Source organism: Hyphomicrobium sp. (assembly GCF_035548195.1).
In the GTDB taxonomy this organism is placed as follows: domain Bacteria; phylum Pseudomonadota; class Alphaproteobacteria; order Rhizobiales; family Hyphomicrobiaceae; genus Hyphomicrobium_B.
In genome coordinates this window covers 164,290-189,295 of record NZ_DASZTY010000025.1, presented here as the reverse complement: position 1 = coordinate 189,295, position 25,006 = coordinate 164,290, and the positions used below count along the sequence as shown (strand labels likewise).

Here is a 25,006-nt window from a genome sequence, read left to right as displayed (position 1 = left end):
CCCCTCCCCTTCCTCGACCGGGAGGGATTTGGGGTGGGTGAGCGCGAGCAGTTTCAAACGACGGCGGCGCGGGGGGCGCCGCGGCCGAACAGTGTGTTGGTCTGATAGACTTTCACCGAAACGGCGGATTGGATGCTGCCGAAGTCGGTGATCTGATCGGCGCTGGAATAAATCGCGCTCGGGGACGTGGCGGTCAGCGTACGTTTCACGTCGCCGCTATCGAGGATGTCGATCTCATACGTCTCGGCGTCCTCGCCAATTGGAACCTCGGGAATCTCCCAGTTGTCGCCGCCTGTCCGTGTTCGCCTGATCCACGAAATGGTGAGATCGCCGGATGCGCGCACGCCTCTTACATGCACAGGCGACAACGGCCTCAGACCGAGGCCCTGATAGGCGAACGGGGTCGTCACATAGGATGCATCGCCGATGTCGCGGTTGCCGGGACCGTAGCGCCAGTTGAACAGAAGCTTCAATTCGCTCTGCTGAAGCGGCACGCGCGTCACGGAGCCGTCGAGCAGAACGAATTGCGCGCCTGCACCAAGCGCGCTTCTCATTGCACCTTCGGTACCGAATTGACCGCGCAGCAGACCGCTCAATTCGTAGGTCTGCACATCGACAAGCGTGGCGTTGAGGAATTGGATGATTTCCCAATCGCCGTCGCCGTTTCGTACGGTGGCAAGATTCGGACCTCCCAACATCGTCACGAGATCGGCCGATGCGAGCGTGCCGTATGGCAGACGTACGCGTACGCGCGCGCGATTGTCTATGACGCCCTCAGGCCCAGCCGGAAACGGATCGAGTGTGGTCCCAAGCGTTGCGGGTGCTCCGGCAAGCGCGCGCAATTGATAGCCCGTCGTCTGCGGCGACATATAGAGCGCGACGCTGCCGGGCCACGGCTTCTGCATAGCCGCGACGTAGCCCGACTGCGCATCGGCCGAGGGATTCCATTGTGGCAGATCCATCAACGCGACAGCGGGCGATCCCACTTGCACGGGTGCGGGCTGCACCGACGGCCGCGCGGGTGCATCGACCCTGTCGTAGACGTCCGGATCGATGCTGAGCGCCGTGATCTCGCGCACACCGCGTTCGGTCACATCGGTCAATCGTAGTTGACGGCTGCGCCCCGCGATATCGACCGAAACAATATCTCCAGGCTCCGCCGCAAGCGCAGAGGGCGGCAGCTTGAATGTTGCCGACTCGCGCGTTGCCCAAGCCTCATAGAGCCAGCTTTCAGTCAGCGAACCTGCGAGTCCGTCATCGAGAACGATCGGCAGGTTGGCTTCGGCGACGCGCCCACTGGCGCCGGTTAGACGGCGCGCTTCAGCGACCGCCTGCGGATAGTCGTCGCCACTCGATATATAACGGACTTTCGCTGACGCGGGCAGATCAGTCTCTTGCGCTCGCGTCAATTCGTAGAGCGGATCGCCGGCCTGCTCTTCAACCAAATCGTCTTCGGTCAGTACCGCCTGCGCCGCCGCGCGGCCGCGATGGCGGAAAACGATCTTGCCGCTGCTCTCGATGCTGTCGAAGAAATACGCGAGTTCGAGCGGCTGTAACGCGTCTCGCGCCGACATCGTATCGTCGATGACATAGCCGGGCACGGTTCCCGTGAGGCCTGATGCGTCGAATTCCGAGAAACTCTGGTCCTTTAGAATTTGCCCGACAAGTTCATTCAGCGCAGCGCCGCCGAGGCGGCCGTTGATCCAATGACCGAGCGGCCAATTCTCACCATCGCTCCAATACGTCGTCGCGACGGGAAAAGCCGGATATGGGCGTGCGTCCCAGCAATAGACATGAACGTGGCTAAGATCGACCATGCGCGCGCCGGTGACCGTCGAGACAGGATTGAGGCCTTCGACATAACCATCCTTCGTCCAGTCGAAAGCGTCGCGCAGAACTTGCAGGAAGCGCGCCTGCATGAAGTCGTCGCGGATGCCGCGCGAATAATACGGCAACATCGATTCCGAGCTTTTCGGATCGACGAAGACGTTCGGCTGATTGGCGCCTTTGTCCACCGCCGGGCAGCCGATCTCCATGAACCAGAACGGCTTCGACTGCGGCACCCATGCGGTAGCCGTTTCGCTTTCCACGCCGTCCGGTCGGTTGTAGTGCCGCTTGCTCCACCAGGAGAGAATATCTTTATAGCGAAATACCCACGGCTTGCCTGCGCCATCGGTGATGGGCGTGCGCGTTTGCGCGTCGCGATCGGCGGCAGAGGCATAATACCAATCGTAGCCCTCCCCGCCCTGCACATTCGATTTCAGATACGCGGCATCATAGATCGATGTCGCGCCCGCAACGGCATCGAGGTGATCGCGCCCGTCGCGCCAATCGGCGAGCGGCCAATAGACGTCGAGACCGATGGCATCGATATTCGCCGACGACCACAGCGGATCGAGATGAAAATAAACGTCGCCGGATCCGTCAGCAGGCTGATGACCGAAATACTCCGACCAATCCGCGGCGTAGAGAACTTTGGTCGATGCACCGAGAATAGCTTTCACATCCGCGGCAAGTGCGATTAACGCGATGACGAACGGATAGGCACTCGCGCTCGAACGCACTTGCGTCAACCCGCGCAATTCGGTGCCGATCACGAAGGCTTCAACGCCGCCTGCCGCTTTCGCAAGATAGGCATGGTGCAAAACCATGCGCCGATAGGACCATTCGGCGGGGCCCGAATAATGGACCGTATCGCCCAAAAGCGAAAAGTCGGTCCGCGCAGCCTCACCAACGAAAACCGCGATCTGACTTGCAGCGGTTGCCGTTTTATCAGGCGATCCCGATTGTCCCGCTGCCGGATGGCACGTGATGCGGCCGCGCCAGGGATACGCTGGCTGTCCCGTCCCGCCATAAGGATTGGGAAGCGAGTTGCCTTCCGCCACGTCCATCAGGATGAACGGCGTCAGCGTGACTTTCATCCCGCGCGCCTTCAAATCGCGGATCGATGAAACAACCGTTTGATCGGACGGCGTACCGCCATAGGCGGCGTTGCCGTCGCGTGTACTGATCAAGTGCGCGTCGTCGCGACCAAGCCCGGCGACCGACCATTGCAGCGGCGCCGTCGATTTGTGCCGCGTTTCAACGCCGGGCTGCAATTTGCAAACATTGGCGCGCAGATCCGTCCCGAACCAGCTGACGATCAGCGAGACGGATTTGGCATTCGGCAACGAAGCTTCGAGTTGATCGATCGCAACTTGCCAGTCCGTCGCGCCGATCAACTGATGCACATTCTCCGACTGCGAAACTCCGTCGTCGAACGTCTGATGCACAGGCTCCGTCGCATAGACGAATTCGCCCGAACCTGGAATCATAACGACGCCGCGCACGTCGTTGTCCGCACTCGAAATGCTGCGGAAGACTTCGAACGACAGCTGCGGCACACGATTGCCGTAGTCGGCGAGCGGAAACCTTTCGAAAACGATATAGGCGACGCCGCGATAAGCCGGTGCATTGTCGGCGCCGTCATGCGCAACGATCAAACTGTCGGCGGCTTGCGTTTCGGCGCCGGTGTGCAGACGAAATTGCGTACGGGCGAGATCGAGTTCCTGCTCATCCGCCCAGATGCGGCCGATACGCGTTACGACGCCCTCGCCCAATGCAACGGCGAAGTTGGCATAGTAGCGATACTGCGTCAGCGTCGTGTCGCCGCCCGAGCCACCCTTCCCGCTTCCGCTAGATTCGGTCGTCGTAATAATTTCTTCTTCGAGATCCGTCGCCCAGATGATTTGTCCACCGACGCGCGCGCGTCCGTAGATGCGCGGCAGCGGCGCGCCTTCCGTCGAAGCCGTGACGCGCAGATCGCTGAGGCGCGGACCTTCGACAGCGCGGCTCTGTCCCGACGGACCGAACAGCGCCGCATCGACGTAAGCGCCCGCGAGCGCGCCGACTTCCGATCCGATCGTCGCGCCGGAGAGCGCCACGCCAAGAAAGCTGACGCCTGCGGGTAGCACACTCGTGCCGACCGCAGCTCCGACCGCCGCTAATGCAAGCGTCGCCATGCGTTTCCTTTAGGGATTAGGGGATTGGGGATAGCGAATCGGGACTTGAGAATGGGGATCGGAGGTAGGGCTTCCCCTTCTCCCCTCCCCGCAAGGGGGAGGGGAATACATGAACCAACCTCTACGATGACGCCGGGAAACCGGAAGGCCGCTGCGATGCGGCGGCGCCACCAGTGCGAGAGCGGAACTTCGGATACCGGCACGCCCTCCATCGCGTGGATCATCGTGCTGTCGCTCGCCACGATGGCCGCGTGCTTTGCAACCGCGCCCGGACGCAAACGAAAAACGACAACATCCCCCGCTGCAATGGCCAAGGCTTCGATAACTTTGAAATGCCGCGCGGCGGCGTCGAGTATCGTCTCGCAACCGCTAACCTCGGCCCAGTCGCGACTGTAGGGCGGCGGCGCCTCTGCGTCCGATCCGTAGAGATCGCACCAGACGCCGCGCACCAGCCCGAGACAGTCGGTACCAATACCCCGACGGCTCGCCTGGTGATGATAAGGCGTGCCGATCCAGGCTCGCGCCGCAGCGACAATGGCGTCACGTGTCAGTGGAGTCTGCATCATCAGCTCTTGCGTCCGACCTGTGTCAGGAATTGATTACCCGGTATCGTCGGAAAACCACGAAAATTGACGACGTTCGAAAACCGCGCTTTGCACGTTTCGACGCGCTTATCGCATCCCGCCGTGACGGCGAACGTATCGCCGACCGATGGCGGTCCTTCTGCTGCGGCCCACAATTCTATCGTGACGGCGGTCGCGAGTTTTAAGTGCGATTTGACTTCGATTTTCAGTCCCGCGGAGGCGCCAGACGTGAATACGAAGAGCCCGCGCGAGAAAAATCCGTTCTCAAATGTATCGAGGCCAGACACCGTGAAGCGGCGAGCAGACGATGCCGAGATGATAGTTCCCGTTCCGCGAAACGCCGGGGACGATAGATCGATCGTGCAGCGCGCGTCGCCGAGATCGGCGTCGCATGTCAGTTGCAGCAAGCGCCCGCGCTGCTGCTGCAAATAATGCGCAAGACCACGAAGCTCGGCGGTAAAGCTCGCGCCGCTGCGGCGGACTTCCCCGATGCTGCCCGCACGCATAAGCACACGCTGACTCGGATCGTCCCAATTGACGCGATAGATCTCGATGCGCGCATCATCGAAACGTCCCGCCGCAAGATCGTCATCGGTCAACGTCGCGGACGACAGCGCACCGTTGACTTCAAGATTGTCGACGGCAAGCCCGAGACTGTCTTTGATGTCGCTGGCGGCAAACCCACTCGCCGCTTCGTATGTCGTTCCTGCGAACGTCACCGCCCTATCGTGATCGGTAAACCCCATGATGACGCCGTCGCGGCGCGCAACGCGCCAGCACCAGCAAAGCGTCGTCGCGCCTGATGCGAGATGCGCGGCGAACTCAGGCGACAGCGTTTTCATAGCCGCACCTCGACGATCGGGATGTTTGGAATGGCGCCCGATGTGAAACCCGACAAGCTGATCTCAAGCTTATCGGTATCGAAGCGCACTGGAACGTCGAATTCGAAACCCGCCGAGATGCTTTGCCCGGCGGCGGGAATGTGCCCTTCGAGAAACGTCACAACGCCAGTCGAGGGATCGACGGCGAAATCGGTGGCCGCAACGAGATCGAGGCCGGCGACCGCAATTTTCACTGTGTCCGCGACGGGCTTCTTGATCTCGCGCGTCCACGGTGCAAATGCGCTGCCGTAGGTTTTCGTCAGTTGAAACGCTGCCGTCGCGCCGTCACCCGTGCCGATCGTTTGATCGAGCGCGGATGGCGACCCATTCGGCGCACACGATTTCCAATCCATCGGATCGCGCCAGCGGAAAGCATGAAGACGTCCGCGCCTTTCTTCAAAAAAGGCGATGATCTGATGCAGATCGTCGAGCGATTTGACGCCGTAACCTGCATTATAACTTCTGCGGCTGTCGGCCCAGCGGCTGTTACGTTCCTCATATCCGGAACCAAGGACCACGACATCGGTTCGCCGCTCGGGGCCGCCCTGCGCGTTGCGCGAAATCGCCGTCGGAAATCGGACGTCGTGAAAGGACATGATGTTCTGCTCAAATTTCCATCGCGTTGAACGCCGTCTGTCCTGGCGCTCCATGGCCGAGTTTTGACCCCGCCATCCAGAATTACTTGCTCGGTTTTAGTGTGTGGCGCTGGATGGCCGGCTCCGAGAGCGGCCATGAACTGGAACGACCAGAGGCAAAGAAGCGTCTACAGGTTGCGCTGACCGGCGGCGGCAGCGCGAGCGATCATCGCTGCGATTTGCGTTTGCGAGCGATTGAAGCTCGCGGCATCGGGCGTCGAGATATTGATCGTGATATGCTGACCGCTTCCGCCGGCAGCCGCGACGCCCAAGCGTCCATCGGAACCGCGCGTCAACGGCATGATCGCTTCGGGGCCGCGTTCGCCCGCAAGCCCCGTCGCGCCACCGGCAAGCGGAAATGAAATCGGGCTCGCAATCACGCCACCGCTAGCGAATGGTACCGGCGTTCCTTGTTGGATGACGCCGCCTCTCGCGAACGGTATCGCGCCGCTGACCAACCCCTGAAAGACCGAAGCAAGGCCGGTCGTCAGCGGCTGCAATGTGGCTTTCAATGCCAGGTTCGAAATGTTGAGCGCGAGAGATTTGAAAACGTCGCCGACGCTCTTGCCTTTGATCGCCAGATCGTCGAAGGCCGAGACGAGCTTGTTCGAGAATTGCGTTCCCAAGCGGCTCGTCGTGGCGAGGCTGGTTTCGAGATCGCTGGTATCGGCGGTGATCTTGACGTTCCACGTCTCGAATTGCTGCTCGTCGGTCAAGGGCATGGCGTGGAGCCTTTCAATCCGGATAGCGCTGCATCAGCGCGTCAAGGTCTTCGCGGGCGGGAGCGGCGTGTCGCCCGATCGCGCCGAACTTCCCGCGCAACGCGGCTTGCAGCTCGCGCGGCGTCAGCGACCAGAATACGAGCGGTGCGAGCCCGAGGACTCCAAGCCCGATCTCCATCACGGCATCCCAACGAAAGGGAGGCGCGTCTGGCCTTTGCTGTCCCCTCCGGTGTTCGTCTCATTGCCGAAAGTCGCCGTCAGCAGGCGCGCGACGATATCGACATAGCCCGCGGCTCCGCCGTCACACCGCATAGCCGCAACGTCGGCATCGCTGATTGCGTTTCCGCCACCTCGTAGACCCGCCGCAATAACACGCATGCAATCGCCCGCCGAGAGGCGGCCCTTCTCGAAACGCGACGCCAGCGCCAGCATATCGCTGTCTCCGAAGGCATCCTCCAGCTCGGCAAGCGCGCCGAGCGTCAGCACGAGTTTATAAGACGAACCGTCAAGCCACGCTTCGATCTCGCCGCGATGTCTATTGGCCATTTTTGGTGCCTTGGCTGGTTTGGATTCCGCTTTCCTTCGCGATGCCAGGATTCCCCTCCCCCTCGCGGGGAGGGTTAGGGGTGGTGGCAATCTGAGCGTGATTTGCGGAGGCAATCTTTCATGCGAAAGGATCAGCGACGGAGCCATGTTCTCTGCATCGCGCCTAGCACTTCACCCCACCCCCGCCCCTCCCCGTCAAGGGGAGGGGAGAAGTGGATCGCAGCTTGCCCGTACGATTACGACGCTGCCGCAAACGACAGTTCGCCCGCGCTTTCGAGCGAAATGTCGAATGTCATTTCGCCGTCGTGTCTGCCGCTGAATTCCAATGCTGTAATTTGGAAAGCGCCTTGCATCGTACCGAAATCCGGCACGATGATCTGCCAATCGCGGATTGTGCCGTTGAAGGCATAATCGCGGATCGTCGCGTCTGATGTTTCGTCCTTGAACACGCCCGAGCCGGTAATGCGCGCTGATTTCACACCGGCGCCGGTCAGCAACTCGCGCCATTGCCCCACGCTTTCCGTGTTGGTGATCTCGACCGTCTCCGCGCTGATCGATAAGCCGCGCGCACGAAGCCCGGCGACCGTGATGTAAACACCCTCGCCCGTCGTATCGACCTTCAGGAGAAGGTCCTTACCTTTCTGTGCTGACATGAGAATGGAACTCTTTTGTTTGGTGCCCGGGCGACTCGCCTCCGGCGAGCCGGCCGCCCGACACAGGGTTGGTGGATTCGATCTTCGCTTTTGTCATCCCGGGGAAGCCGCAGGCGCGGCGAGACCCGGGACTCAGTGTAACGATCGCTCATCGCGATCCTGGCTCCTGGCTCTCCGCTTCGCGTCGACAAGGATGACAATTATTTGATGGACGTCGCCCACGTTCCGTCATCCCGGCGACGGCCGGGATCCAGGCATGCCTCCGCATTCATATTTTGGCTCATTGTCCGGGTGCCGGCCTCCCGCCAGCATGACGAGATTAAGCGAGATTCCCCGTCGTTTATTCCACTTCCGTTACCGCGCGGAAGCGGGCAATGCCGTGGAAGGTTTCGCCGTCGTTGTCGCGGCGCGCTTCGGAATATTCATGACGAAGGTTGATGAGCCGATGGCCTGACAACGTCAGATCCTGATCGTGCAGCGCATCGCGCGCCGCAGAGATGACCGCTTCGGCTTCCTTGCGTCCACGTGCGCGCGACCAGACGTGCAAGGTGACGAGATGTTCGTAGCCTTCATCCGTTCCCGTCGACCAATCGCGCTCGCTCGATTGCCCGAAGGTTACGAACGGGAATTCGACTCGCGCTGGCGCGTCGTCGTAAATGCGCGGACCGCCGAGCGCGTCTAACGTCGCAGCATCGTGCGTGAGTTTGTTAAATATGGCTTGCTGAAGGGCGAAACCAGCACTCGACATCATTTGCCTCGCGTCGCTTGTGAATTACCGAATTCGCCCTTTCCACTCGCATCCGCCCCATTTGGGGAACGAGTTGCGGCGCCGCCGAGTTCCGCCTCGCGTTTCGCGATTGCACTACGCACAAGCGCAAGCGCTCGCGCCCGTGCCAACGACGTCGAGATGCCGCCTATACTCACATTCACATTCATAGATCACGCTCCTCCACCGGACATTTGAGCCAAGCCCCACGATCCTCGACGTCGATGGCGCCGAGGATATCGAACACGCGGGTTCCAAACCGGATGCGCATGTCGGGCTTCACGTCGGCCCGATAGCGGATCCAGATATCGTGCGTCGCCGTTCCGGCCATGCGGTCGAGGACAAAATCTTCTCTGACCGTGCGAGACCAGATCGCGGCCCAAACCTCGGCGACGGTCTGCCATTCTGTTGTCGAGCCGCCTGCGCCGTCGCTCGTACGATCCGGCGTTTCGATGACGATGCGGTGACGCAGGTCACCGGCTTTGACGGGCGCTTTCATAGGCGAATCGTGCGGAACGGATTGATAAGATCGCCAATAGCGTCGGGAATACGCGCACCCTCACCGCCGATCTCCTGAGGATCGCGATGCTCGTACCAATGTGCCGTCAGCATCAGGATCGCATGCTTCAATGGCGCCGGAACGCTGTCGGCATCATCACCAAAGCCGGCGCTCAAATCGATTTCAATTCCATTCGCTGGAGCGCCGGGCAACGGCGGCGTACAATTGTTCCAGACAAGCCGCGGCGGCCGCGATGCGATATCGACGAGGTAGTTCTGCTCCGGCACGACGGTGGCATTGCCGCTCGCATCTTTCACACGAACTTCGCGAACCGAACTGAGCGGTGCAAGAGGCAGATCGAGTTGCCGCGCATCCGGCCAGCAATCGAGCATCAATGTCCATGACTGCGTGATGAGCGCGAGCGACAGCGCTGTCTCGATATGAAGCCGCGATGTGAGAAGCAGGCTTCCGATCAAGACATCTTCGGCATCGCCGTCGATGCGCATATGCGCCTTAGCATCGGCGACCGTCACCGGCTCCGCCGCAGGCGGGCTCGTCATCACGAGGTGCATGAGAAAGGATTCCTGATTTTTGTGCCGGAGCACCGGTTGTCGAGCGCCGGCGATATGCGGGACCATCGCAGCACGATGGTCCCGCACGTATTCCGCGCAGGCGGGAGGGGGACCTGCGCGGGAACACGAGCAAACGTTTACCCTCGGCCAAGCGCGAGCGAGCGCATCGCGCAGGCTCCGCTGTTCAAGGATGACGGTATGAAGCGCTACTCCGCGAACTTCAGCAGCTTGATCGCGTCGAAGTCCTGAACGCCGCCGCCGACACGCTTCGTCGTATAGAAGAGCACGTAGGGCTTAGCGCTGTAAGGATCGCGCAGCACGCGGACGCCTGCACGGTCGACGATTAGATAACCGCGCGAGAAATCACCGAACGCAATCGCCATCGCGTTGGACGCAATATCCGGCATGTCTTCGCTTTCGGCGACCGGATAGCCCATCAGCGACGGCCACTCTCCCGGCGCGTTCGCCGGCTGCCACAAGTAATTGCCGTCGCCGTCCTTCAATTTGCGTACCGCAGAGACCGTTGCGCGGCTCATCATGAAGGTGCCGTTGGCGCGATACGGCGCCTTCGCGGCGTAGATGAGATCGAGCAGCTTGTCGCCCGGCGCCGTCGATACAAACGCGCCATCGGCGCCTGACGTCACGAAGCCGATTTTGCCCCAAGCCCACGATGCGTTCGCAACCGTGTCATAGGCGAGGAACCCTTTGGGTTTGTTCGAACCGTCTCCGCTAACGAATGCGGTGCCTTCCTGCTCGGCAAAAGCAACGCGGACCTCCTCCGCCAGCCATTCGTCGATGTTGACGATCGTGTCGTCAAGCAGCGTCTGCGACGCCGCGGGCATCGCATAGAGTTCCATCGTCGGAAATTGCAGGTTGGCAAGTGTAGGCGTGTCCGTCTGCGTGCGCGAAGCCGTTTCCGCAACCCAGCCCGAACCGACGCCCGTCGTTGCGAACGGCCGGTTATAGACCGAGCCTGATACCTGGCGGATGCTTGCGAGTGCGCGCATCGGAGAGATCGCTTTCAGCGCGCTGTTGACGGCAGCTTCTGTTTCGGCAGGCACGAGGTAGCCTCCATCGGCATTCGACCCGGCCGACAGAGCTTTTTCCTCGATGCGGGCCAAACGCGACGCATCTCCGCGACGGACGTAACCATCGAAGGCCGCCGTGTGCGCCAGCTGCGATGCGGACGTCGCGGTGTTGTCCGCGAGATGCGGGCGCGCCGCTTTCAGCGCGATGCTGTCGGAAACGCGTTTCGCGGAATCGAGTGTTTCTTCGATGCGCGCCAGCTTTTCGGCGACGAGCGCGTCGGTTGCGCCGCGGCTTTCGATCTCCGCGAGGCGCTGATCATTCGTTGCCTTGAATGCCTCGAAGGCTTCGAGAAATTCTTCGAAGGCGCGCGCGGTATCCCCGCCCGCCCCCTTCGTTTCGAGGGTGGTGATGTCGGTCATGTTATTTTCCAGTTTGATAAAAAGTCGAGATTGAAAGAACTTTCCCGCCTCCGTCACCCCGGCGCAGGCCGGGGCCTAGACAAGCATCAGTAAATGCGTTGCAGACCATTCGCGGCGAGCGTGCCGCGATGATTGCATTTCATTTTTTGTTGAGCTTTGAATGGATCCCGGCTGCGCCGGGATGACGATGGTGAGAGAGTTATGCTTGCATTATCAGCCGCGCCGCATCGCGAAAGCGCGAGGCAAGCACGGCATCTCCGCTAAAAGTCCTGCCCGCATCCCGCAGGGCCTTGAGACCAGGAAAGCCGGAACGGAGCACCGCTCTTGCTTCCATTCGCGTCAGCCCAGCATCCCGCGTGAGCCAGCGCTCGAATTCCCGCATCGTCGGAGAAGCGACCGCGAATGGCCGCGTCTTCACACTTTCGACGCGCGCGCCCGGCAGCATCGGAAAGGTGACGACAGAAATTTCCCAGAGATCGACTTTCTCCAAACGGCGAATGCCGGTCGCCGCGTCGCGACGCGCCGTCACCGCTTTAAAGCCGATCGACAAACCATCGAGCGCTCCGGCGCGCATCAACGCAAGCACCTCGCGCGCTTTAGCCACCGCCGTCATCAACCGACCACGGACGTAGAGCCCGCGCGCATCCTCGCGGATCTCGTCCCAGACGCCGATCGGCTCGGCAGGGTCGTGCTGGAACAGCATCTTTATACGCGTAGTGCCCCTGCTTTTCAGGCTTTCCCGAAATGCGCCCGGCACGATGACGTCGTGTCCCAAGTCCTCGCGATTGAAGAGGCTCGCGTAGCCCTCGAACACACCGTCATCGAGCGATTTCGCTTCGAAGGGAAGCGCGCGGCTGCGCTTCACCAGCGAAGCAGGCAGCAGGAAGGGATCGGTCATCTGTGTCTCTTTCGTTATGCCTTGCGACGCCTTGCGCGAAGCGGGTGCAGGCACGGCATTCAATCGTTCGGTTGGCGCTGATAGGAAGATAAATTCGTATATCCGGCCGCCACACGCTTTTCGTCGTCGGTGAGGAAGGACGCGCTTTCGAGGCGTTTCCAGAGCGCATCGCGTTCGGAGGCAAGCGCTTCGATCTGGTCGAGATCGGGACGCAACTCCAACGCGCTTGGCGGCCGGCTCCGCGCAGCGGAGTCGCCAAGTGCAAACGCAGGACTGAGCCAGCTCGCCAGCGCCCGCGCGGTTCTGTTCACCAGCGGAAGGACCGTCTGACGCCAGAACGCGCGCTGCGCTTCTTGATAGTTCGAATACGTGTTGTCGCCCGGAATGCCGAGCAGCATCGGCGGCACGCCGATCGCAAGCGCGATCTCGCGCGCGGCGACGTTCTTCGCCTCGATGAAGTCCATGTCCTTCGGCGTCAGCGACAACGGCTTCCAGTCAAGTCCGCCTTCCAGAAGTAGCGGCCGCCCCGCCTGGCGCGCTCCCTGGAAATTCGTTTCAAGCTCGCTTTTGAGACGCGTAAACTGATCGTCCGTCATCTGTCCGTTCGAGGCGGCGTAGACGAGCGCGCCCGACGGACGCGCAGAATTATCAAGCAGTGCTTTGTTCCAGCCCGACGCCGTGTTGTGAATGTCGATTGCGGTTGCGGCGGCCTCGATCGGGCTCATGCCGTAATGATCGTTGACGGGATGAAAGAGCTTCAAGTGCAGGATCGGGCGGACACCTTCGACGACATCGTCGATGAAGCGCACGCTTCGTCCGCAGGCGGTATATTCATAGCCTTCCGGCCAACCGTCGACGCCGGGTATCACCTTCATGCGGTCGGGCCGCAGGATATGCAGTTCGCGCAACGCGCCATCGAGCGCGACGGCCTCGGCATAGGCGTTGCCCGAAACAAGCAGGAAGCCGTACCAGGCTTCGAGAAAATCTGTACCGGTGTGATCGAGGCTCGGGCGCCGGATGAGCCCGATCAGCGGATGATCCTCTATCTCGGTCGTGCCCTCATAGAGCAACAACGGGATAGAGGCGGCGGCCTCCGCTATCATGCGTACGGAGCGATAGACGATGGCATTTTGCATGAAGCCTTCACGCGCGAAGGCGGAATAGTCGCGCGGCGCCCACACGGGCTCACCGAGATTCTGGTAAGCGATGAGCGGACCCGTTGCGGTAGCTTTTATGCTCGGCGCCTCCGACTCGCGTTCCGCGAGCCGGCCGCCTGGCACGGGGATGTCACTTCGTTCTTCACGTGCGCTCGATTTTTCACGCGACGAAAACATCCGCGCAACACTGTCGATCAGCGACATGGGGTGTCCTACTATTGTGTGATCAGGCCGAGCTGTGCGCCCCTAACGTCGTCATGCCGACGAATGTCGGCACCCAGTCAACGATCCGCATATGCCGTGTCGAGGTCTGTCTGGATCCCAGCCTGCGCCGGGATGACGTTTGAGCGGGCATGACTGCGTTCCCTTCGCCATGCATTCATCGGGAGAGGAAGGCTGCTCCTCTCTGTTCGGCGCGCGCGACACCTCGCGGAATTCGCGCTTGATGAGGTTGGTCGTGGATGGCCGCCTGCGCGGCCATGACGATAGTGATGGTGTTTCCTTCGGCGCAGAACGTGTGCCGCCAAGCGCCCTAAATCAGAGCATTCGCACCGACGGTTTCATCGTGTTCGTCAGAAGCAGATCGGTGATCGCCCAGACGAGTGCGTCGGCACGGTCGGGACTGCGCCCTTTCACCGTACCATCCGAACCGAAGGCACACATCTGATCTTCGAGCGCATCGAAGCGTCCGACGTGCGCGACGCGGCCTTCCGCGTAGAGCGCCGCGACCGGCTCGGCACGAACCCATTTTCCCCGCGTCGCGCGAACCTTGACGACGGGGAAATTCTCGCAAAACCGCTGCAGCACCGAGATTACCAGATCCCCGCCCTGATTGACTTCGGCGACCATTCGGTCGGCTTCGTAATCATCATATGCGCCCAGCGCCGCCTTCGCCCATATTTCCGGCGTACGCCCCTGAATGGTGCGGTCAGCCAAAATATACGCGCGCTTGTCGGCGCCCAATCCCGCCACAACAATTCCGCACGCATCCGAAGATGCCGTCGCGGTGACGGGCGGATCGAGCGCGACGACGATGCGCTGCATCTCGGGCGCGTTCTCGACCCGCGCTTCTTCGATCCAATGCCGCCGCCATAAACCGTCGCTCGCGTCTTCGACGATCTCGCCTAGCAATTCCTGCCGCCCGAGCGCGGAACCGGCATAGCGCCGCGTCATCTCGGCGAGGAACGACGGCGCGAGGTTCGTGGCGTTGTCGGCAGTCGCAAGATTGACCGTCACGGTCGCTTCATCTGCGATGATCTGTTTCAAAAGCTTCGTCGCGCGCGGCGTTGTCGTCACGCAAACGCGCGGCGCGTCACCGAGGCGAAGGGCAAATTGCAGCATATCCCACGCCTTCTGCGCCCCGCGCCACTTTGCGAGTTCATCACACCATGCAGCCGTGAACTGCGGACCGCGCAACGCTTCGGCTTCGTCCGCCGAGAACAGTTCCGCGATCGCCCCGCTCGGCCACGTCAGACGGCGCTTCGACGGCTCGAATAGCGGGCGTTCATGCACGGGATGAATCGCGAGCAATCCCGACTCGCCTTCGATCATCACATTGCGAACGTCAGCCAGAGTCTTTCCCACCAGCGCTATGCGCGCTGGCGGACTCTTTATTTGCGCGCCACGACTGCCTTTTGTTTGCGCTTTCCGGCTCGCGTTCCGCGAACCGGCCGGAAGGCGCGGGGATAGTGCTCCGTTTTTTTTACCGGCAGTCGCTAGGCTTCGCACCCATTCCGCACCGGCCCGCGTCTTGCCGGAACCCCGGCCGCCTAACAACAACCATACACGCCAAAGCGCGCCCAACGCTGTCGTCACGGGCGAGTCCGCACCCGGCGGCCGGCTCCCCGCAGGGGAGTCGCCGGATGCAAACAATAAGGGCGCGAGTTGCTCGTCGCGGGCCCAGATTTCCCAGTCGTGAGCGATGAACTCAAGCTCGGCCGCGCTCAGCTCATGCAGAACTTCGGGGAGATGTCCGCTTGCGATTGAGGCGCTCAAGACGTTCCGCAATTTCGCGGCGTAGATCTTCCGCATGGGCGAGCGCCTCCTTGCTCTTGGCGTCGCCTCCCGAGCGTTTCGTCTTCGTCATCTCACGTTGCATCTCAACGGCTTTCTCCAATGCGTTGACCATTTGCGACAGGGCCCGGGAAGCCCGCTCGCGATCCTGCGACGTCAGCCCCTTCTGCTTTTCGAGTTTCGTCAGCTCGCCGTCGATCGTGTTGTAGACACGCTGCACGAGAGACTTTTTAGTGGGCGCCCGGCGACTCGCGTTCCGCGAGCCGGCCGCCGGGCGCGGACTTGTGGCGTCGTTCGAGTTTTTTGTTGGTGCGCTGCGACTCTCCTTCGTCGAGCCTGCCGCAGCGCGCGGGCTTGCTTGCTTCTTAGCTGCCGGTTTCGATTTTGCTTTCGGCATTTTGCGAGCTACGGCCGTTGTTGTGCGCGCACGCGACACCGTTTGCCGCGCGCTCGATGCCGCTGCCATGCGCTGCCGACCTTTTCAATTTTTTGATTGAGAACGCGATGCGAGCGATGCGAGCGATGCGAGCGATGCGAGCGATGCGAGCGATGAGACCGGCGGACCGGCGTCTCACACTTTCCGCGTTATATAGAGATGATGCCTGAGAAGCGTCGCGCTGTCAATCTAAAAAACGACATAACACATTGAAAATATTATAAATATCCAGAAATACCACCCCAAACTTACCGAGTATAAATCGATACCGGATACCGAGGATAAGTTTGCCGGATTTTTTCAAAAAAATGTCGCTAGAAACGCCTCGGCTTCATCCGAGATACCGGCGATCTTGTTCGTCGCCTGACGATAGAGCTTGAAGTTGAGTTCCGTTCCCGGTTGAGCGTTGCTCCAATTCGTCATGGATTTCAGTTCGCGTCTGCCTAACGGCCGCGTTGCCAACGCGGTGCACCGGATAGTGAGGCTCACTCGGGGCGTTTGTCGGGCAACGCCAGGCCTCCGCACGACGGCTTCAGCAGACGTAACGATGCCGCGCGCGACCAGACCGTGCCCGACCTCATTCTCACTTGCGAACAAAAAGATCGTATCGCCTTTCGCGATGAGCTTGCCGCCGTACATCGTCTTTTGCGCGGCGAACGTTAGCGTCTTGGCCTTGTGATCTCGAATTTCAGCCTTGATCGCGTACGCCATTTCCAGAGCAACCGCCTCAGTCGCCCTCACCTAAATCCGGAATGATGTACTTCCAGTAGTTTTCCTCCTTCACACGGCGTTCGCTCATCACGAAGGAGCTGACGGAGATGCCTGCCTGATGCACCGTCTCGGACGATCCGGAAACGAGCGGATGCCACCAAGGCAGATCGCGGCCCTCGCCGACGATACGATAGCCACAGGTCGGCGGCAGCCACGAGAGTTCGCGGGCGCGTTTGACGTCGATCTCAAGGCAATCCGGCATCTTGCTGAAGCGATTCGCATAATCGCGGCAGCGGCAGGTCCGCACGTTCAGCATGCTGCAGGCGAGACGGGTGGTATAGACCTGCGCGGTGTCCTCGTCCTCCAGCTTCACGAGACAGCAGCGGCCGCAGCCGTCACAGAGCGATTCCCACTCTTCCGGGGTCAGCTCTTCCAGCGTTTTCGTCTTCCAGAACGGTTCACTGTCACCGTCTAACATCACGCCTCGCTCTTCACTTGCCAGCGGCGCCGAATTGACCACAATTTGGTCGTCTTGGAACGCCTAACGTCCAGCCGTCGCACAATTGCGGTGCATCCGGCTGGAGGCGCCGCAATTGGCGCTTGCAAAGCGTCGGCCGTTTCGTGCTTGAAGGGGATTAAGCCCGCGTGCCTCGCGTGGCAAGTGTGGCTTGGGTCAGAGCGGCTTTTGCATGAGCACGAGACGGTGTGCGGCATGAGAAGGGGTGGCGATTTTTGAACGACTGGTTTCACAAACAAGGTGGCCGGGATCGCTTCATTAACTGGCTCGCGCTCGATTCTAAGCTGAACTCCGCGCTCGGCGAGAGCTGGTCGCGCATCAAGGACTACTGGAATGCCGGTTCCAGCTATTTCGCCCGCTATCAACTCGTCGGCTGGCGGCGTCTTCTGAACGAGTTCGCGTCCGAAAGCCTGACGATGATGTTTGGCGGGTTCGTCGTTCTCTACGCCCTCGCCCTGCCCGCCTTTCAGGAATTTGACGAAAGCAAATTTCAGACGGGCAAGTACGCTGTGACGTTTCTCGACGTCAACGGCAACGAGATCGGCAAGCGCGGAATCCTGCACAACGATGCCGTCCCGCTCGATCAAATTCCGGATGTCTTGATCAAGGCGACGCTCGCGACCGAAGACCGGCGCTTCTTCGAGCACTACGGCATCGACGTTTTCGGAACGCTGCGTGCGTTTCTGACGAACGTGCAGGCAAACGAAGTCGTTCAAGGCGGTTCGACGCTGACGCAGCAGCTTGCGAAGAACCTGTTCCTCTCCTCCGAGCGCTCGCTGCAGCGAAAGATCAAAGAACTGTTTCTCGCCTTCCTGCTCGAAAGCCGGTATTCGAAACGCCAGATTCTGAAACTCTATTTCGACCGCGCCTACATGGGCGGCGGTACGTTCGGCGTCGAAGCCGCGTCGCAGTATTATTTCGGCAAGTCGGTGCGCGACATCAACATGGCGGAAGCAGCCATGCTCGCCGGACTATTCAAGGCACCGACGAAATATTCGCCGCTTGTCGATCTCGCAGCCTCACGCGCGCGCACCAACCAGGTGCTCGATAACCTCGTCGACGCCGGATACTACACGGCGGGGCAGGTTCACGCCGCGCGCATGAACCCGGCCAAGATTGTCGAGAACCGGACGACCACCAGCCCGGACTGGTTCCTCGACTGGGCATATGAAGAAGTGCAACGGCTCGCCGAAGGCAAAGGCCAATATGTTTTGACGGCGCGCACGACGGTCGATCTCACGCTGCAGCGACAGGCCGAGGAAGCACTCAACGCGGCTTTGAAACGCAACGGCAAGACCGATCATTTCGACTCGGGCGCAATCGTCGTCATGGAGCCCGACGGCAAGGTCAGAGCCATCGTCGGCGGCCCGGACTATGGCGAAAGCCAGTTCAACCGCGCCACGCATGCCAAGCGCCAGCCAGGCTCGTCGTTCAAGGTCTACGTCTACGCGACCGCAATGGAAAACGGCTATACGCCCGATACGATCGTGCGCGACGCCTCGCGCTCGTGCGGAAACTGGCGGCCGTCGAACTACGGAGGACGTGGCGGATCAGGCGCACGCCTGCCGCTATGGCAAGCGCTCGCGCGGTCGCTGAACACCGTCGCAACGGAACTGTCGTTCGCAGTCGGACGCGACAAAGTCATCGAGATGACGAAGAGGCTTGGCATTCAAGGGGTCAAGAAGACCTGCTCCATGGCGCTCGGCGACGGCGGCCTGACAGTGCTCGAACATACGGGCGGCTTCGCGACATTCGCCAATGATGGCAAAAGCTCGCGTCCTTACGGCATTCTCGACATCACCACCTCGAAGGGCGATCTCCTCTATTCGCGCGAACGCGACGAGCCGCCGCCGAAACAGGTCGTCTCCAAAAAGGTTGCAGAGGAAATGAACACGATGCTGTATCGCGTCGTGAACGGCGGTACGGGTGGGCGTGCAAATCTCGACTTCACCAACGTCGCAGGCAAGACGGGAACATCGACGGGGCCGAAAGACGCTTGGTTCATGGGCTTTACCGGCAAGTATGTCTGCGGGGTCTGGGTCGGCAACGATGACAACCGGCCGATGCGTCCGGGCGTAACTGGCGGACACCAGGCGGCACCCATTTGGCACGATCTGATGACGGTCGCGCATACCGACATGGACATACCGGATATCCCAGGTATTCCCACACATCCGCGTCAGGTGGAAGAACGCCAAAGGCTCGCGGCGCTGAAAGCCGCCCAGGTCGCCGCCGGTATTGAGTCGCCGAAGGCATCCGATGCAAAGTCTGAAAAAATCATGCCGGACAAAACGCGGGCGGTGCTCACGTCGCTGGTATCGGCGCTTCGCAAAGCAGAAGGTGCACCGGACGAGCCCGTCACGGATCCATCTTACGCAAAGCCGTCGGATAAGAAGCCAGGAACTTCCGGCACCGGTTCGGAAACTCCGAAAGACAAATCGAAGCCGCGGCCCGATCGGCGCGCGACACTGCTCGATGAATCCCAAGACGACTTGGCGCTACCCGCGGCGCCGTCATCCCGATCAGCAAGTTCTAGCGTGCGCGCGCAGTAGGAGGCGGATGTGGCATCGATCGGGTTCGACTCCGCTGATCATCGTCCGTCGCTTGGCGGGCTCATAAAAAGCATCATTGCGATCATTTTCCGCGCCGTCAGCTTGTTGCTGACCCTTGCGCTCGCGACGGGCGTCGGCGTCTGGTCGAGCCGATACATGATCTCGCGCGGCTCGCCGCTTTCGGTCGATACATATGGGCCGTGGCAACATTGGCGCGATATGGGCCGCGAAAGCGCCGATCCCTACACGAAAGCAAACCTCGCATCGACGGGGAAACTTCGCATCTCGGCCGATAGTGCGGGTATCTTCGAAGCGCGCACGGACTCCCAAGGCGCGCGGCTGCACTCGTCCTGCAATTATAAAATAGAGGGCATGAGCCTGCCCGGCTTGTGGTGGAGCCTCGCGGTCTTCGACTCGCGGGGGCGTCTCATCCCGAACGACGCGAATAGATACGAGTTTACCGCCGACACCGTCGCGCCGAATCCGAACGGGTCGTTCGTCATCACGCTCGGACGGGACGCGCGTCCCGGCAACTGGATTCCGACGAGCGGCGCCGGACGGCTAGCGCTTGTCTTCACCGTCCTCGATCCGGCGAACGGGCTGTCGGACGAGCAGCGCGCCGAACGTAATAAGCGTCTTCCCATCATCCAGCGGGAGGATTGCTCATGAGCTTCTTCCGTCGTTTCGACTGGCGGCTGCTGTTGATCTTCCTCATCGTCGCAGCGATCGTGCACATCATCGCAACGTTTCTCGCAGTCAACGATCGGCGCGGCTCGGCATATATGCGGCTGTTGAAATTGCTGCCGCCCAATACCATGACGATTGCCGACCCAATCGCACCACATCACGAACTGCTGCCGTATCTCGCGCCCGACGCGCGCTATGCGTTCTGTCCATTCGATACAGCGGACAAGGCAATGCGCGTTCACGCTCTACTTCCCGAGATCGGCTGGACGATCGGCGTCTATGCGCCGGATGGAACCAATCTCTATTTCGCAGCCGCATCGGCCGAACGCGAGACCACCGTCAATCTCGCCATCGTGCCCGCCGACGACCGTTTCCTCGGGCTGTCGGCGGAGGCTCGGCAATCCTCCGACCCGGATCAAACAATCGCCGCTCCGAAAGGCTTCATCGTGGTGCGTGCCCCTGACAGAGGCGACGCTTACCGCGCTGAAACCCGATCAATCCTCGAAAAAGCATCGTGCGTCTCTGGCCACGCCTAGTATCGGTTCAGCTTCGCAGCGACATAGCTACTCTAATCCCTCCCCCTTGCTGGGAGGGTTAGGGGTGGAGGTGCGGGTTTCCCGTGATTGATCGACAAACGACGCGCGATTTGAAGGCGCAACGCCGATGAATTCTGAACGGCAATGGCGCCGGCAGGCGTCAGCCCTCAAGTTTCAGCGTGTCGCGACTGCGCTTCGTCATATTCGGCTTCGTCGCATCCGGCTCGGGATGGCGCTCGTAACGCACGCCCGGAAAGAAAACGATATCGGCCGGGCCGTTCATCTTGTCCGCAAGTGTCGGCTCTCGCCGCGATGTGCACTTGAATTCCACGATCGTTGCCATGCGTGGTCCCCCAAACGCACGGAGATTGCTCCGTGTCCGGCGGCGCTCCCCCTCATGAGGCTCTGAGCCACTTATCATGAAACCGCATAAAAGCGGTCGTGGCCGGATGCGCTGTGCCGCTCGAATCATCGCACGTCTCGATTAGGCTAGCGCAGCCCTTAACGGAACGTAAAACCTGCCGGTCAAAACGAGTGTCGACCGAGTCTCTTACTCCATCAATTCATCACCGAGGAAATTTCGACCTTCGCGCTCTTCGATTTCGACGATCCACACGTCTTCGTCAAAGCTGGCTTCGCGCTTCAGCAGCGCTTCCGCCTCGGAGTCGGAGACAAACCCCGCATCGAAGCGCGACACCCAGCGCCGCTCATAATCGGCATCGTCGAGGCCAGCCGGCGCAGGCGAAAAGACCGCCGCCATCTGATCGGCGCGCACAACCTTGATAAAGATTGCACCCGCGTCATCGTCGCCGTGGCGTGCCACGACGCCACCGGCCCCGTTGGCAGCGCACCGGCGCAAATAAGCCTTGACCCATATTTCGGATTTGAGGCGCATCAGGCGACGTTATCAGTAAGTCGCGCGGCCGAGCTAGCGTGAACCGGCGTGCGCGACTGCGGCCGAGTGGGCCTTGGCTTGTCCCTGCAAGCGGATCAAGCGGCTCATCATCGGACCCGAGATACGGCCGGTGACTTTAAGCTTCTGCTCGGTTTCGAATTTTCGAATGGCGCGGGTCAACTCGGGCGTCAAGGCGCCACCGGCCGCGCCCGTTTGATAGCCGAGCGCGTTCAGCTTCTGCTTGGCGTCGCGCACCAGCGACTCGCCATCGGGCGACATCGTCTGTCCCGGCCGGGCGCTGTTTTGTTGTAGCGATGAACTCCCGAGCACGATTTGGCTAAGCAATGGCTCACTCGGCTTGCCGGTTAACACCAGACCGTTGTCGTACTCGTACGCGAAGATGGCAGAACGCGTTACCAGGCCGGCAATGCCGTCCGGCGGTCCGGCATCATAACCGCGCGCGTCGAGTTCGCGCTGAATTCCGCGCGTCAGCGCCGCCGTGTTGACGTCTTCGCTCTGCCTGGGCGGCCCGCTCGGACCAGGGAGCGCGGGAGGCTTGGTTTCCGGCGTGACGGGTCCAGAGCCAACGCCCGGCCCGTCGATCCAGGAGCCCCGCGACGGCAGCCCGCCTGTCTCGATGGAACTCGCTTCGCTCGGCCCGCGACCTTGAAAGGCCGCCATATTGACCGCCACGCTCAGCGTCATCAGGAGAGAAGCGCCTATCGCGATTTTGCGATCCCTTCCGGTCATGCTCTGCGGGGTCCCGTCACGGCTGGTGGTCAAAGCAAATTATGAGCGACCAGCCGTTAAGGTCTTCTTAACTGTCGCCCATCGGAGCAGGCAAAAATACGAAGCATTTGATTCAAATTCGCCTCAAATTCGCTTCGAATATTGTTCGAATTGCATGGCGCACGCTAGCGCGGTCTTGAAGCCCCTTTGCTATTAAGGTTGCCAAGGAGCGTTTCTCCTTCCGCTCCGCTGAACACTAGCGAAGGTCGAAAAATGGGTTTGTTGCGTATCGCCACGATTGTCGCCATCGGAGTTGCCGTGCTGCCCTCCGATCACGACCAACAGCAGCGTCTCTATGAGCGCGCGGGCGCCACCGCACAGTGGGTTGTCACATTCTGCGACCGTAATCCAGGAACGTGCGCAAAAGGTTCGGAGCTTTGGTCGCAATTCGTTGCCAAGGCTCAGTTCGGCGCCAAACTCGCCTACGACATGATGCGCGAAGGGCATGGTGCCGGAAATGCGACTGCTGCGGCCGATCATGATGATCGGCCGTATAAGCCTGCCGTTCTCGAACGTGAGTTGGGAACTTTAACGCCGGTTGACAAAGAGCCGGCGTGGCGCGGCAAAAAGGCGACCAAAGGCAGCATCTGACGCCGTTTCCAGCCTTGCCCCCTTGGGGTTCGGACCCTTATCTCTAGGGCGCACCCCCAATGATAGGGCTGCGGCTTGGATTTTCCGATGACGATTGACGACATTCGCGCCGACTTTGCGCTCCTCGACGATTGGGAGGATCGCTACCGCTACGTGATCGAGCTTGGTCGGGCGCTGCCGCCATTTCCGGAAGATTTGCGGACCGACGCGAATAAGGTACGCGGCTGCGCCAGCCAAGTCTGGCTCTCGACCCAGCGGATCCCCGATCCAAACAATCCGCAGACCGCGCGGATGACGATGCAGGGTGCGAGCGACGCGCACATCGTGCAGGGTTTGATCGCAATCTTGTCCGCAATCTACGACGGCAAGACACTAGACGAGATCCTGCGAACAGACGCGGAAGGGATTTTTTCGGAACTCGGCCTTAGAGAGCACCTGACGCAGCAGCGCTCGAACGGGCTTGCGTCGATGGTGAAGCGTATTCGCGCCGACGCCGAGATGATGCTCGCGGCGTGATCAGGTTGGTTCGATTGCGGGACGGTAATCGCCCGTTCCCCAATGCCGCACGCGCACGGGCATTGCACTGTCCGCTACCGGCTCTTTCAGCAAGCCATAGTGTCGTGCAAGCTGGCGGAGCGCGATCTGCAGAATAACCTTGCCCGAACGCTGTGGCCACCCGCTCGCCTTCTCGCTCGCTTCAAGCCCCTTCAGGTGACAACAGACATCGATGAGCACGCCCGCAAGATCGGGCCCGACGCTGGATAACGCACGACGCACTCTTTCGCGTGCGGCTATCACTGAATCTTTGAGATCGGGTCCGAGATCCGATGCACCTCGCGAACCGCCACCCGCACTCAACAGCAACGACCAATTGGCCGTCACGCGCGGCGTCATTTGCGCGAACCAAAAATCAGCCCGAAGTTTCTCACCGGCGTCGAATTCTTCCTCCGACAGCAGCGGCCGGCCGTCTTTATCCTTACGCCGCGCCAGCCATGCAAGCGGACTTTCCTTCAGATCGCGCCGCGGCTGTCCGTCCGAATGCGTGCCGGTGCGCTGTGACGCACGCGCTTGTTTCAATCCCATCGGCAATCTCGCCTCAGATTTACTTTGGAAGATTAGTGGGTGCGGCGCGTATCGCTGCGGATCACAAGCGTCGGCAAAGCCCAGCATAAGAGATCCAATGCATGGTCGAAGATCGGATCATCACGGCGAAATTCGACTTTCAAGCACCCGTATGAAACGGTCGTACGGTCGCGCCCGAACATCACGCCTACGTCCGTCAACGTCATGCCGCACGCAACATGCGCCAGATACATCGCGACCTGGCGTGCGAACGCAATATCTTTGACGCCGCGCGTTCCATGCCATAGGGCACCGCTCTCGACGCCGAATACGCTTGCCATCGCAAGGTCCAGTGCAAAACGTGCTTGCTGATGGCGGCGCGGCGCACAGGACACGGCAAAAGCCGTTCCCCTCGGTCGTGTTTTCAAAGCCAGAGTACGGGAGGCCTGCAGCATGTGTCTTTCCCCTGGATGGTACGAGCCTTTGGGGCGCTCATATACCCTTCGCTCCCGGCACCGGCCGGCTTCGCGTTCCTCTGCCGTGAAGACCGCGCGTGAAGGATATCGCCGCGCTAAGTAGCGGGGATAAGTTTTTTTGCATGCGTCCGCGTTCACCTTATCGTTGAGACGTCGCCGCAAAGTTATCCTCTCTGTTCCCTACCGCATCAGACTGTTGCGCCATGCAACGCAACGTTTCGATACGGGGCACCACAGCACCGGAGAAGGAGTCCTGTATAGGACTTGGCAATTCAGAGGCCAGCGTGAGTGCGGAGGACGCTCTTATGCTGCCGGTCTGGCCACACGAGCTTGCAGACCGAAGCCGCGAGGGACGAGAGAAAATCATCGCATTGCTTGA

28 protein-coding genes are annotated in these 25,006 nt (G+C 60.8%); 5 read left to right on the top strand and 23 right to left on the bottom strand.

Annotation, left to right across the window (positions count from 1 at the left end; all coding sequences use genetic code 11):
- Nucleotides 1-53 precede the first annotated feature (53 nt).
- From VHB22_RS10510 to VHB22_RS10425, 18 genes are all read right to left on the bottom strand, one after another.
- Nucleotides 54-4,001 carry a baseplate multidomain protein megatron gene (locus tag VHB22_RS10510; RefSeq protein WP_325456922.1) on the bottom strand — a complete coding sequence of 1,316 codons (3,948 nt, stop codon included), beginning with the start codon at nt 3,999-4,001 and terminating at the stop codon, nt 54-56.
- Nucleotides 3,983-4,567 (bottom strand): NlpC/P60 family protein, encoded by a 585-nt coding sequence (locus tag VHB22_RS10505; protein ID WP_414652731.1) that lies wholly within the window; start codon nt 4,565-4,567, stop codon nt 3,983-3,985. Before VHB22_RS10505 ends, VHB22_RS10510 begins: the two co-directional genes overlap by 19 nt.
- Nucleotides 4,567-5,427, bottom strand: a complete 861-nt coding sequence (locus VHB22_RS10500) for a DUF2163 domain-containing protein (RefSeq protein WP_325456921.1) — start codon at nt 5,425-5,427, stop codon at nt 4,567-4,569. Before VHB22_RS10500 ends, VHB22_RS10505 begins: the two co-directional genes overlap by 1 nt.
- Nucleotides 5,424-6,062, bottom strand: a complete 639-nt coding sequence (locus VHB22_RS10495; protein WP_325456920.1) for a DUF2460 domain-containing protein — start codon at nt 6,060-6,062, stop codon at nt 5,424-5,426. Before VHB22_RS10495 ends, VHB22_RS10500 begins: the two co-directional genes overlap by 4 nt.
- Nucleotides 6,063-6,229: 167 nt before the next feature.
- Entirely contained in the window at nt 6,230-6,823 is a 594-nt protein-coding gene (locus VHB22_RS10490; RefSeq protein ID WP_325456919.1) for a phage tail tape measure protein, read from the bottom strand.
- 13 nt (nt 6,824-6,836) lie between these two features.
- The gene (locus VHB22_RS10485; RefSeq protein ID WP_325456918.1) at nt 6,837-7,001 is read right to left on the bottom strand and encodes a phage tail assembly chaperone; all 165 of its coding nucleotides are present in this window, start codon (nt 6,999-7,001) and stop codon (nt 6,837-6,839) included.
- Nucleotides 7,001-7,369 carry a gene transfer agent family protein gene (locus VHB22_RS10480; protein WP_325456917.1) on the bottom strand — a complete coding sequence of 123 codons (369 nt, stop codon included), beginning with the start codon at nt 7,367-7,369 and terminating at the stop codon, nt 7,001-7,003. Before VHB22_RS10480 ends, VHB22_RS10485 begins: the two co-directional genes overlap by 1 nt.
- Nucleotides 7,370-7,605: 236 nt before the next feature.
- Nucleotides 7,606-8,022, bottom strand: coding sequence for a phage major tail protein, TP901-1 family (locus VHB22_RS10475; RefSeq protein ID WP_325456916.1), 417 nt, complete (start codon nt 8,020-8,022; stop codon nt 7,606-7,608).
- Between the two features lie 340 nt (nt 8,023-8,362).
- Nucleotides 8,363-8,770, bottom strand: a complete 408-nt coding sequence (locus VHB22_RS10470; protein WP_325456915.1) for a DUF3168 domain-containing protein — start codon at nt 8,768-8,770, stop codon at nt 8,363-8,365.
- Between the two features lie 184 nt (nt 8,771-8,954).
- Nucleotides 8,955-9,287: a phage head closure protein gene (locus VHB22_RS10465; RefSeq protein WP_325456914.1), complete on the bottom strand. Its 333-nt coding sequence runs from the start codon at nt 9,285-9,287 to the stop codon at nt 8,955-8,957.
- On the bottom strand, nt 9,284-9,859 hold the full coding sequence (locus VHB22_RS10460) for a head-tail connector protein (protein WP_325456913.1): 576 nt from the start codon (nt 9,857-9,859) through the stop codon (nt 9,284-9,286). The genes VHB22_RS10465 and VHB22_RS10460 overlap by 4 nt, the downstream gene beginning before the upstream one ends.
- Nucleotides 9,860-10,065: 206 nt before the next feature.
- Nucleotides 10,066-11,307: a phage major capsid protein gene (locus VHB22_RS10455; protein WP_325456912.1), complete on the bottom strand. Its 1,242-nt coding sequence runs from the start codon at nt 11,305-11,307 to the stop codon at nt 10,066-10,068.
- A 199-nt stretch (nt 11,308-11,506) separates the two neighbouring features.
- Nucleotides 11,507-12,205, bottom strand: coding sequence for an HK97 family phage prohead protease (locus VHB22_RS10450; RefSeq protein WP_325456911.1), 699 nt, complete (start codon nt 12,203-12,205; stop codon nt 11,507-11,509).
- Between the two features lie 59 nt (nt 12,206-12,264).
- Entirely contained in the window at nt 12,265-13,566 is a 1,302-nt protein-coding gene (locus VHB22_RS10445) for a phage portal protein (protein ID WP_325456910.1), read from the bottom strand.
- A 333-nt stretch (nt 13,567-13,899) separates the two neighbouring features.
- On the bottom strand, nt 13,900-15,393 hold the full coding sequence (locus VHB22_RS10440; protein ID WP_325456909.1) for a DNA-packaging protein: 1,494 nt from the start codon (nt 15,391-15,393) through the stop codon (nt 13,900-13,902).
- On the bottom strand, nt 15,311-15,595 hold the full coding sequence (locus tag VHB22_RS10435; protein ID WP_325456908.1) for a hypothetical protein: 285 nt from the start codon (nt 15,593-15,595) through the stop codon (nt 15,311-15,313). Before VHB22_RS10435 ends, VHB22_RS10440 begins: the two co-directional genes overlap by 83 nt.
- Before the next feature lie 516 nt (nt 15,596-16,111).
- Complete coding sequence (locus VHB22_RS10430; protein WP_325456907.1) at nt 16,112-16,522, bottom strand: hypothetical protein; 411 nt, start codon at nt 16,520-16,522, stop codon at nt 16,112-16,114.
- 16 nt (nt 16,523-16,538) lie between these two features.
- Entirely contained in the window at nt 16,539-17,000 is a 462-nt protein-coding gene (locus VHB22_RS10425; protein ID WP_325456906.1) for a YcgN family cysteine cluster protein, read from the bottom strand.
- Nucleotides 17,001-17,254: 254 nt separating this feature from the next.
- Between VHB22_RS10425 and VHB22_RS10420 the strand changes: the two genes are divergently transcribed.
- The 3 genes from VHB22_RS10420 to VHB22_RS10410 are packed head-to-tail and all read left to right on the top strand — an operon-like array spanning nt 17,255 to nt 20,814.
- Complete coding sequence (locus VHB22_RS10420) at nt 17,255-19,591, top strand: PBP1A family penicillin-binding protein (RefSeq protein ID WP_325456905.1); 2,337 nt, start codon at nt 17,255-17,257, stop codon at nt 19,589-19,591.
- Between the two features lie 9 nt (nt 19,592-19,600).
- Nucleotides 19,601-20,260 carry a DUF1214 domain-containing protein gene (locus tag VHB22_RS10415; protein WP_325456904.1) on the top strand — a complete coding sequence of 220 codons (660 nt, stop codon included), beginning with the start codon at nt 19,601-19,603 and terminating at the stop codon, nt 20,258-20,260.
- Nucleotides 20,257-20,814, top strand: a complete 558-nt coding sequence (locus VHB22_RS10410) for a hypothetical protein (RefSeq protein WP_325456903.1) — start codon at nt 20,257-20,259, stop codon at nt 20,812-20,814. Before VHB22_RS10415 ends, VHB22_RS10410 begins: the two co-directional genes overlap by 4 nt.
- A gap of 160 nt (nt 20,815-20,974) precedes the next feature.
- Here the strand turns inward: VHB22_RS10410 and VHB22_RS10405 are convergent, their stop codons facing one another.
- The 3 genes from VHB22_RS10405 to VHB22_RS10395 all read right to left on the bottom strand — a co-directional run bounded on the left by VHB22_RS10405 (nt 20,975) and on the right by VHB22_RS10395 (nt 22,459).
- Nucleotides 20,975-21,157: a hypothetical protein gene (locus VHB22_RS10405; protein WP_325456902.1), complete on the bottom strand. Its 183-nt coding sequence runs from the start codon at nt 21,155-21,157 to the stop codon at nt 20,975-20,977.
- A 207-nt stretch (nt 21,158-21,364) separates the two neighbouring features.
- On the bottom strand, nt 21,365-21,709 hold the full coding sequence (locus VHB22_RS10400) for a DUF1491 family protein (RefSeq protein ID WP_325456901.1): 345 nt from the start codon (nt 21,707-21,709) through the stop codon (nt 21,365-21,367).
- 33 nt (nt 21,710-21,742) lie between these two features.
- The gene (locus VHB22_RS10395; protein WP_325456900.1) at nt 21,743-22,459 is read right to left on the bottom strand and encodes a peptidoglycan-binding domain-containing protein; all 717 of its coding nucleotides are present in this window, start codon (nt 22,457-22,459) and stop codon (nt 21,743-21,745) included.
- A gap of 252 nt (nt 22,460-22,711) precedes the next feature.
- Here VHB22_RS10395 and VHB22_RS10390 point away from each other — a divergent pair, with 252 nt between their 5' ends.
- Together VHB22_RS10390 and VHB22_RS10385 are read left to right on the top strand one after the other, a co-directional pair.
- On the top strand, nt 22,712-23,089 hold the full coding sequence (locus VHB22_RS10390; protein WP_325456899.1) for a DUF5330 domain-containing protein: 378 nt from the start codon (nt 22,712-22,714) through the stop codon (nt 23,087-23,089).
- An 87-nt stretch (nt 23,090-23,176) separates the two neighbouring features.
- The gene (locus VHB22_RS10385) at nt 23,177-23,605 is read left to right on the top strand and encodes a SufE family protein (protein ID WP_325456898.1); all 429 of its coding nucleotides are present in this window, start codon (nt 23,177-23,179) and stop codon (nt 23,603-23,605) included.
- Here the strand turns inward: VHB22_RS10385 and VHB22_RS10380 are convergent, their stop codons facing one another.
- Together VHB22_RS10380 and VHB22_RS10375 are read right to left on the bottom strand one after the other, a co-directional pair.
- On the bottom strand, nt 23,606-24,172 hold the full coding sequence (locus VHB22_RS10380; RefSeq protein WP_325456897.1) for a DUF6456 domain-containing protein: 567 nt from the start codon (nt 24,170-24,172) through the stop codon (nt 23,606-23,608).
- A 32-nt stretch (nt 24,173-24,204) separates the two neighbouring features.
- Nucleotides 24,205-24,492 (bottom strand): helix-turn-helix domain-containing protein, encoded by a 288-nt coding sequence (locus VHB22_RS10375; protein ID WP_325456896.1) that lies wholly within the window; start codon nt 24,490-24,492, stop codon nt 24,205-24,207.
- Nucleotides 24,493-25,006: the final 514 nt, after the last annotated feature.

Coding starts and splice junctions, on each gene's coding strand:
- VHB22_RS10510 (WP_325456922.1), bottom strand. CDS start 4,001: ATGGCGACGCTTGCATTAGCGGCGGTCGGAGCTGCGGTCGGCACGAGT.
- VHB22_RS10505 (WP_414652731.1), bottom strand. CDS start 4,567: ATGATGCAGACTCCACTGACACGTGACGCCATTGTCGCTGCGGCGCGA.
- VHB22_RS10500 (WP_325456921.1), bottom strand. CDS start 5,427: ATGAAAACGCTGTCGCCTGAGTTCGCCGCGCATCTCGCATCAGGCGCG.
- VHB22_RS10495 (WP_325456920.1), bottom strand. CDS start 6,062: ATGTCCTTTCACGACGTCCGATTTCCGACGGCGATTTCGCGCAACGCG.
- VHB22_RS10490 (WP_325456919.1), bottom strand. CDS start 6,823: ATGCCCTTGACCGACGAGCAGCAATTCGAGACGTGGAACGTCAAGATC.
- VHB22_RS10485 (WP_325456918.1), bottom strand. CDS start 7,001: ATGGAGATCGGGCTTGGAGTCCTCGGGCTCGCACCGCTCGTATTCTGG.
- VHB22_RS10480 (WP_325456917.1), bottom strand. CDS start 7,369: ATGGCCAATAGACATCGCGGCGAGATCGAAGCGTGGCTTGACGGTTCG.
- VHB22_RS10475 (WP_325456916.1), bottom strand. CDS start 8,022: ATGTCAGCACAGAAAGGTAAGGACCTTCTCCTGAAGGTCGATACGACG.
- VHB22_RS10470 (WP_325456915.1), bottom strand. CDS start 8,770: ATGTCGAGTGCTGGTTTCGCCCTTCAGCAAGCCATATTTAACAAACTC.
- VHB22_RS10465 (WP_325456914.1), bottom strand. CDS start 9,287: ATGAAAGCGCCCGTCAAAGCCGGTGACCTGCGTCACCGCATCGTCATC.
- VHB22_RS10460 (WP_325456913.1), bottom strand. CDS start 9,859: ATGCACCTCGTGATGACGAGCCCGCCTGCGGCGGAGCCGGTGACGGTC.
- VHB22_RS10455 (WP_325456912.1), bottom strand. CDS start 11,307: ATGACCGACATCACCACCCTCGAAACGAAGGGGGCGGGCGGGGATACC.
- VHB22_RS10450 (WP_325456911.1), bottom strand. CDS start 12,205: ATGACCGATCCCTTCCTGCTGCCTGCTTCGCTGGTGAAGCGCAGCCGC.
- VHB22_RS10445 (WP_325456910.1), bottom strand. CDS start 13,566: ATGTCGCTGATCGACAGTGTTGCGCGGATGTTTTCGTCGCGTGAAAAA.
- VHB22_RS10440 (WP_325456909.1), bottom strand. CDS start 15,393: ATGCGGAAGATCTACGCCGCGAAATTGCGGAACGTCTTGAGCGCCTCA.
- VHB22_RS10430 (WP_325456907.1), bottom strand. CDS start 16,522: ATGGCGTACGCGATCAAGGCTGAAATTCGAGATCACAAGGCCAAGACG.
- VHB22_RS10425 (WP_325456906.1), bottom strand. CDS start 17,000: ATGTTAGACGGTGACAGTGAACCGTTCTGGAAGACGAAAACGCTGGAA.
- VHB22_RS10410 (WP_325456903.1), top strand. CDS start 20,257: ATGAGCTTCTTCCGTCGTTTCGACTGGCGGCTGCTGTTGATCTTCCTC.
- VHB22_RS10405 (WP_325456902.1), bottom strand. CDS start 21,157: ATGGCAACGATCGTGGAATTCAAGTGCACATCGCGGCGAGAGCCGACA.
- VHB22_RS10400 (WP_325456901.1), bottom strand. CDS start 21,709: ATGCGCCTCAAATCCGAAATATGGGTCAAGGCTTATTTGCGCCGGTGC.
- VHB22_RS10395 (WP_325456900.1), bottom strand. CDS start 22,459: ATGACCGGAAGGGATCGCAAAATCGCGATAGGCGCTTCTCTCCTGATG.
- VHB22_RS10390 (WP_325456899.1), top strand. CDS start 22,712: ATGGGTTTGTTGCGTATCGCCACGATTGTCGCCATCGGAGTTGCCGTG.
- VHB22_RS10385 (WP_325456898.1), top strand. CDS start 23,177: ATGACGATTGACGACATTCGCGCCGACTTTGCGCTCCTCGACGATTGG.
- VHB22_RS10380 (WP_325456897.1), bottom strand. CDS start 24,172: ATGGGATTGAAACAAGCGCGTGCGTCACAGCGCACCGGCACGCATTCG.
- VHB22_RS10375 (WP_325456896.1), bottom strand. CDS start 24,492: ATGGCAAGCGTATTCGGCGTCGAGAGCGGTGCCCTATGGCATGGAACG.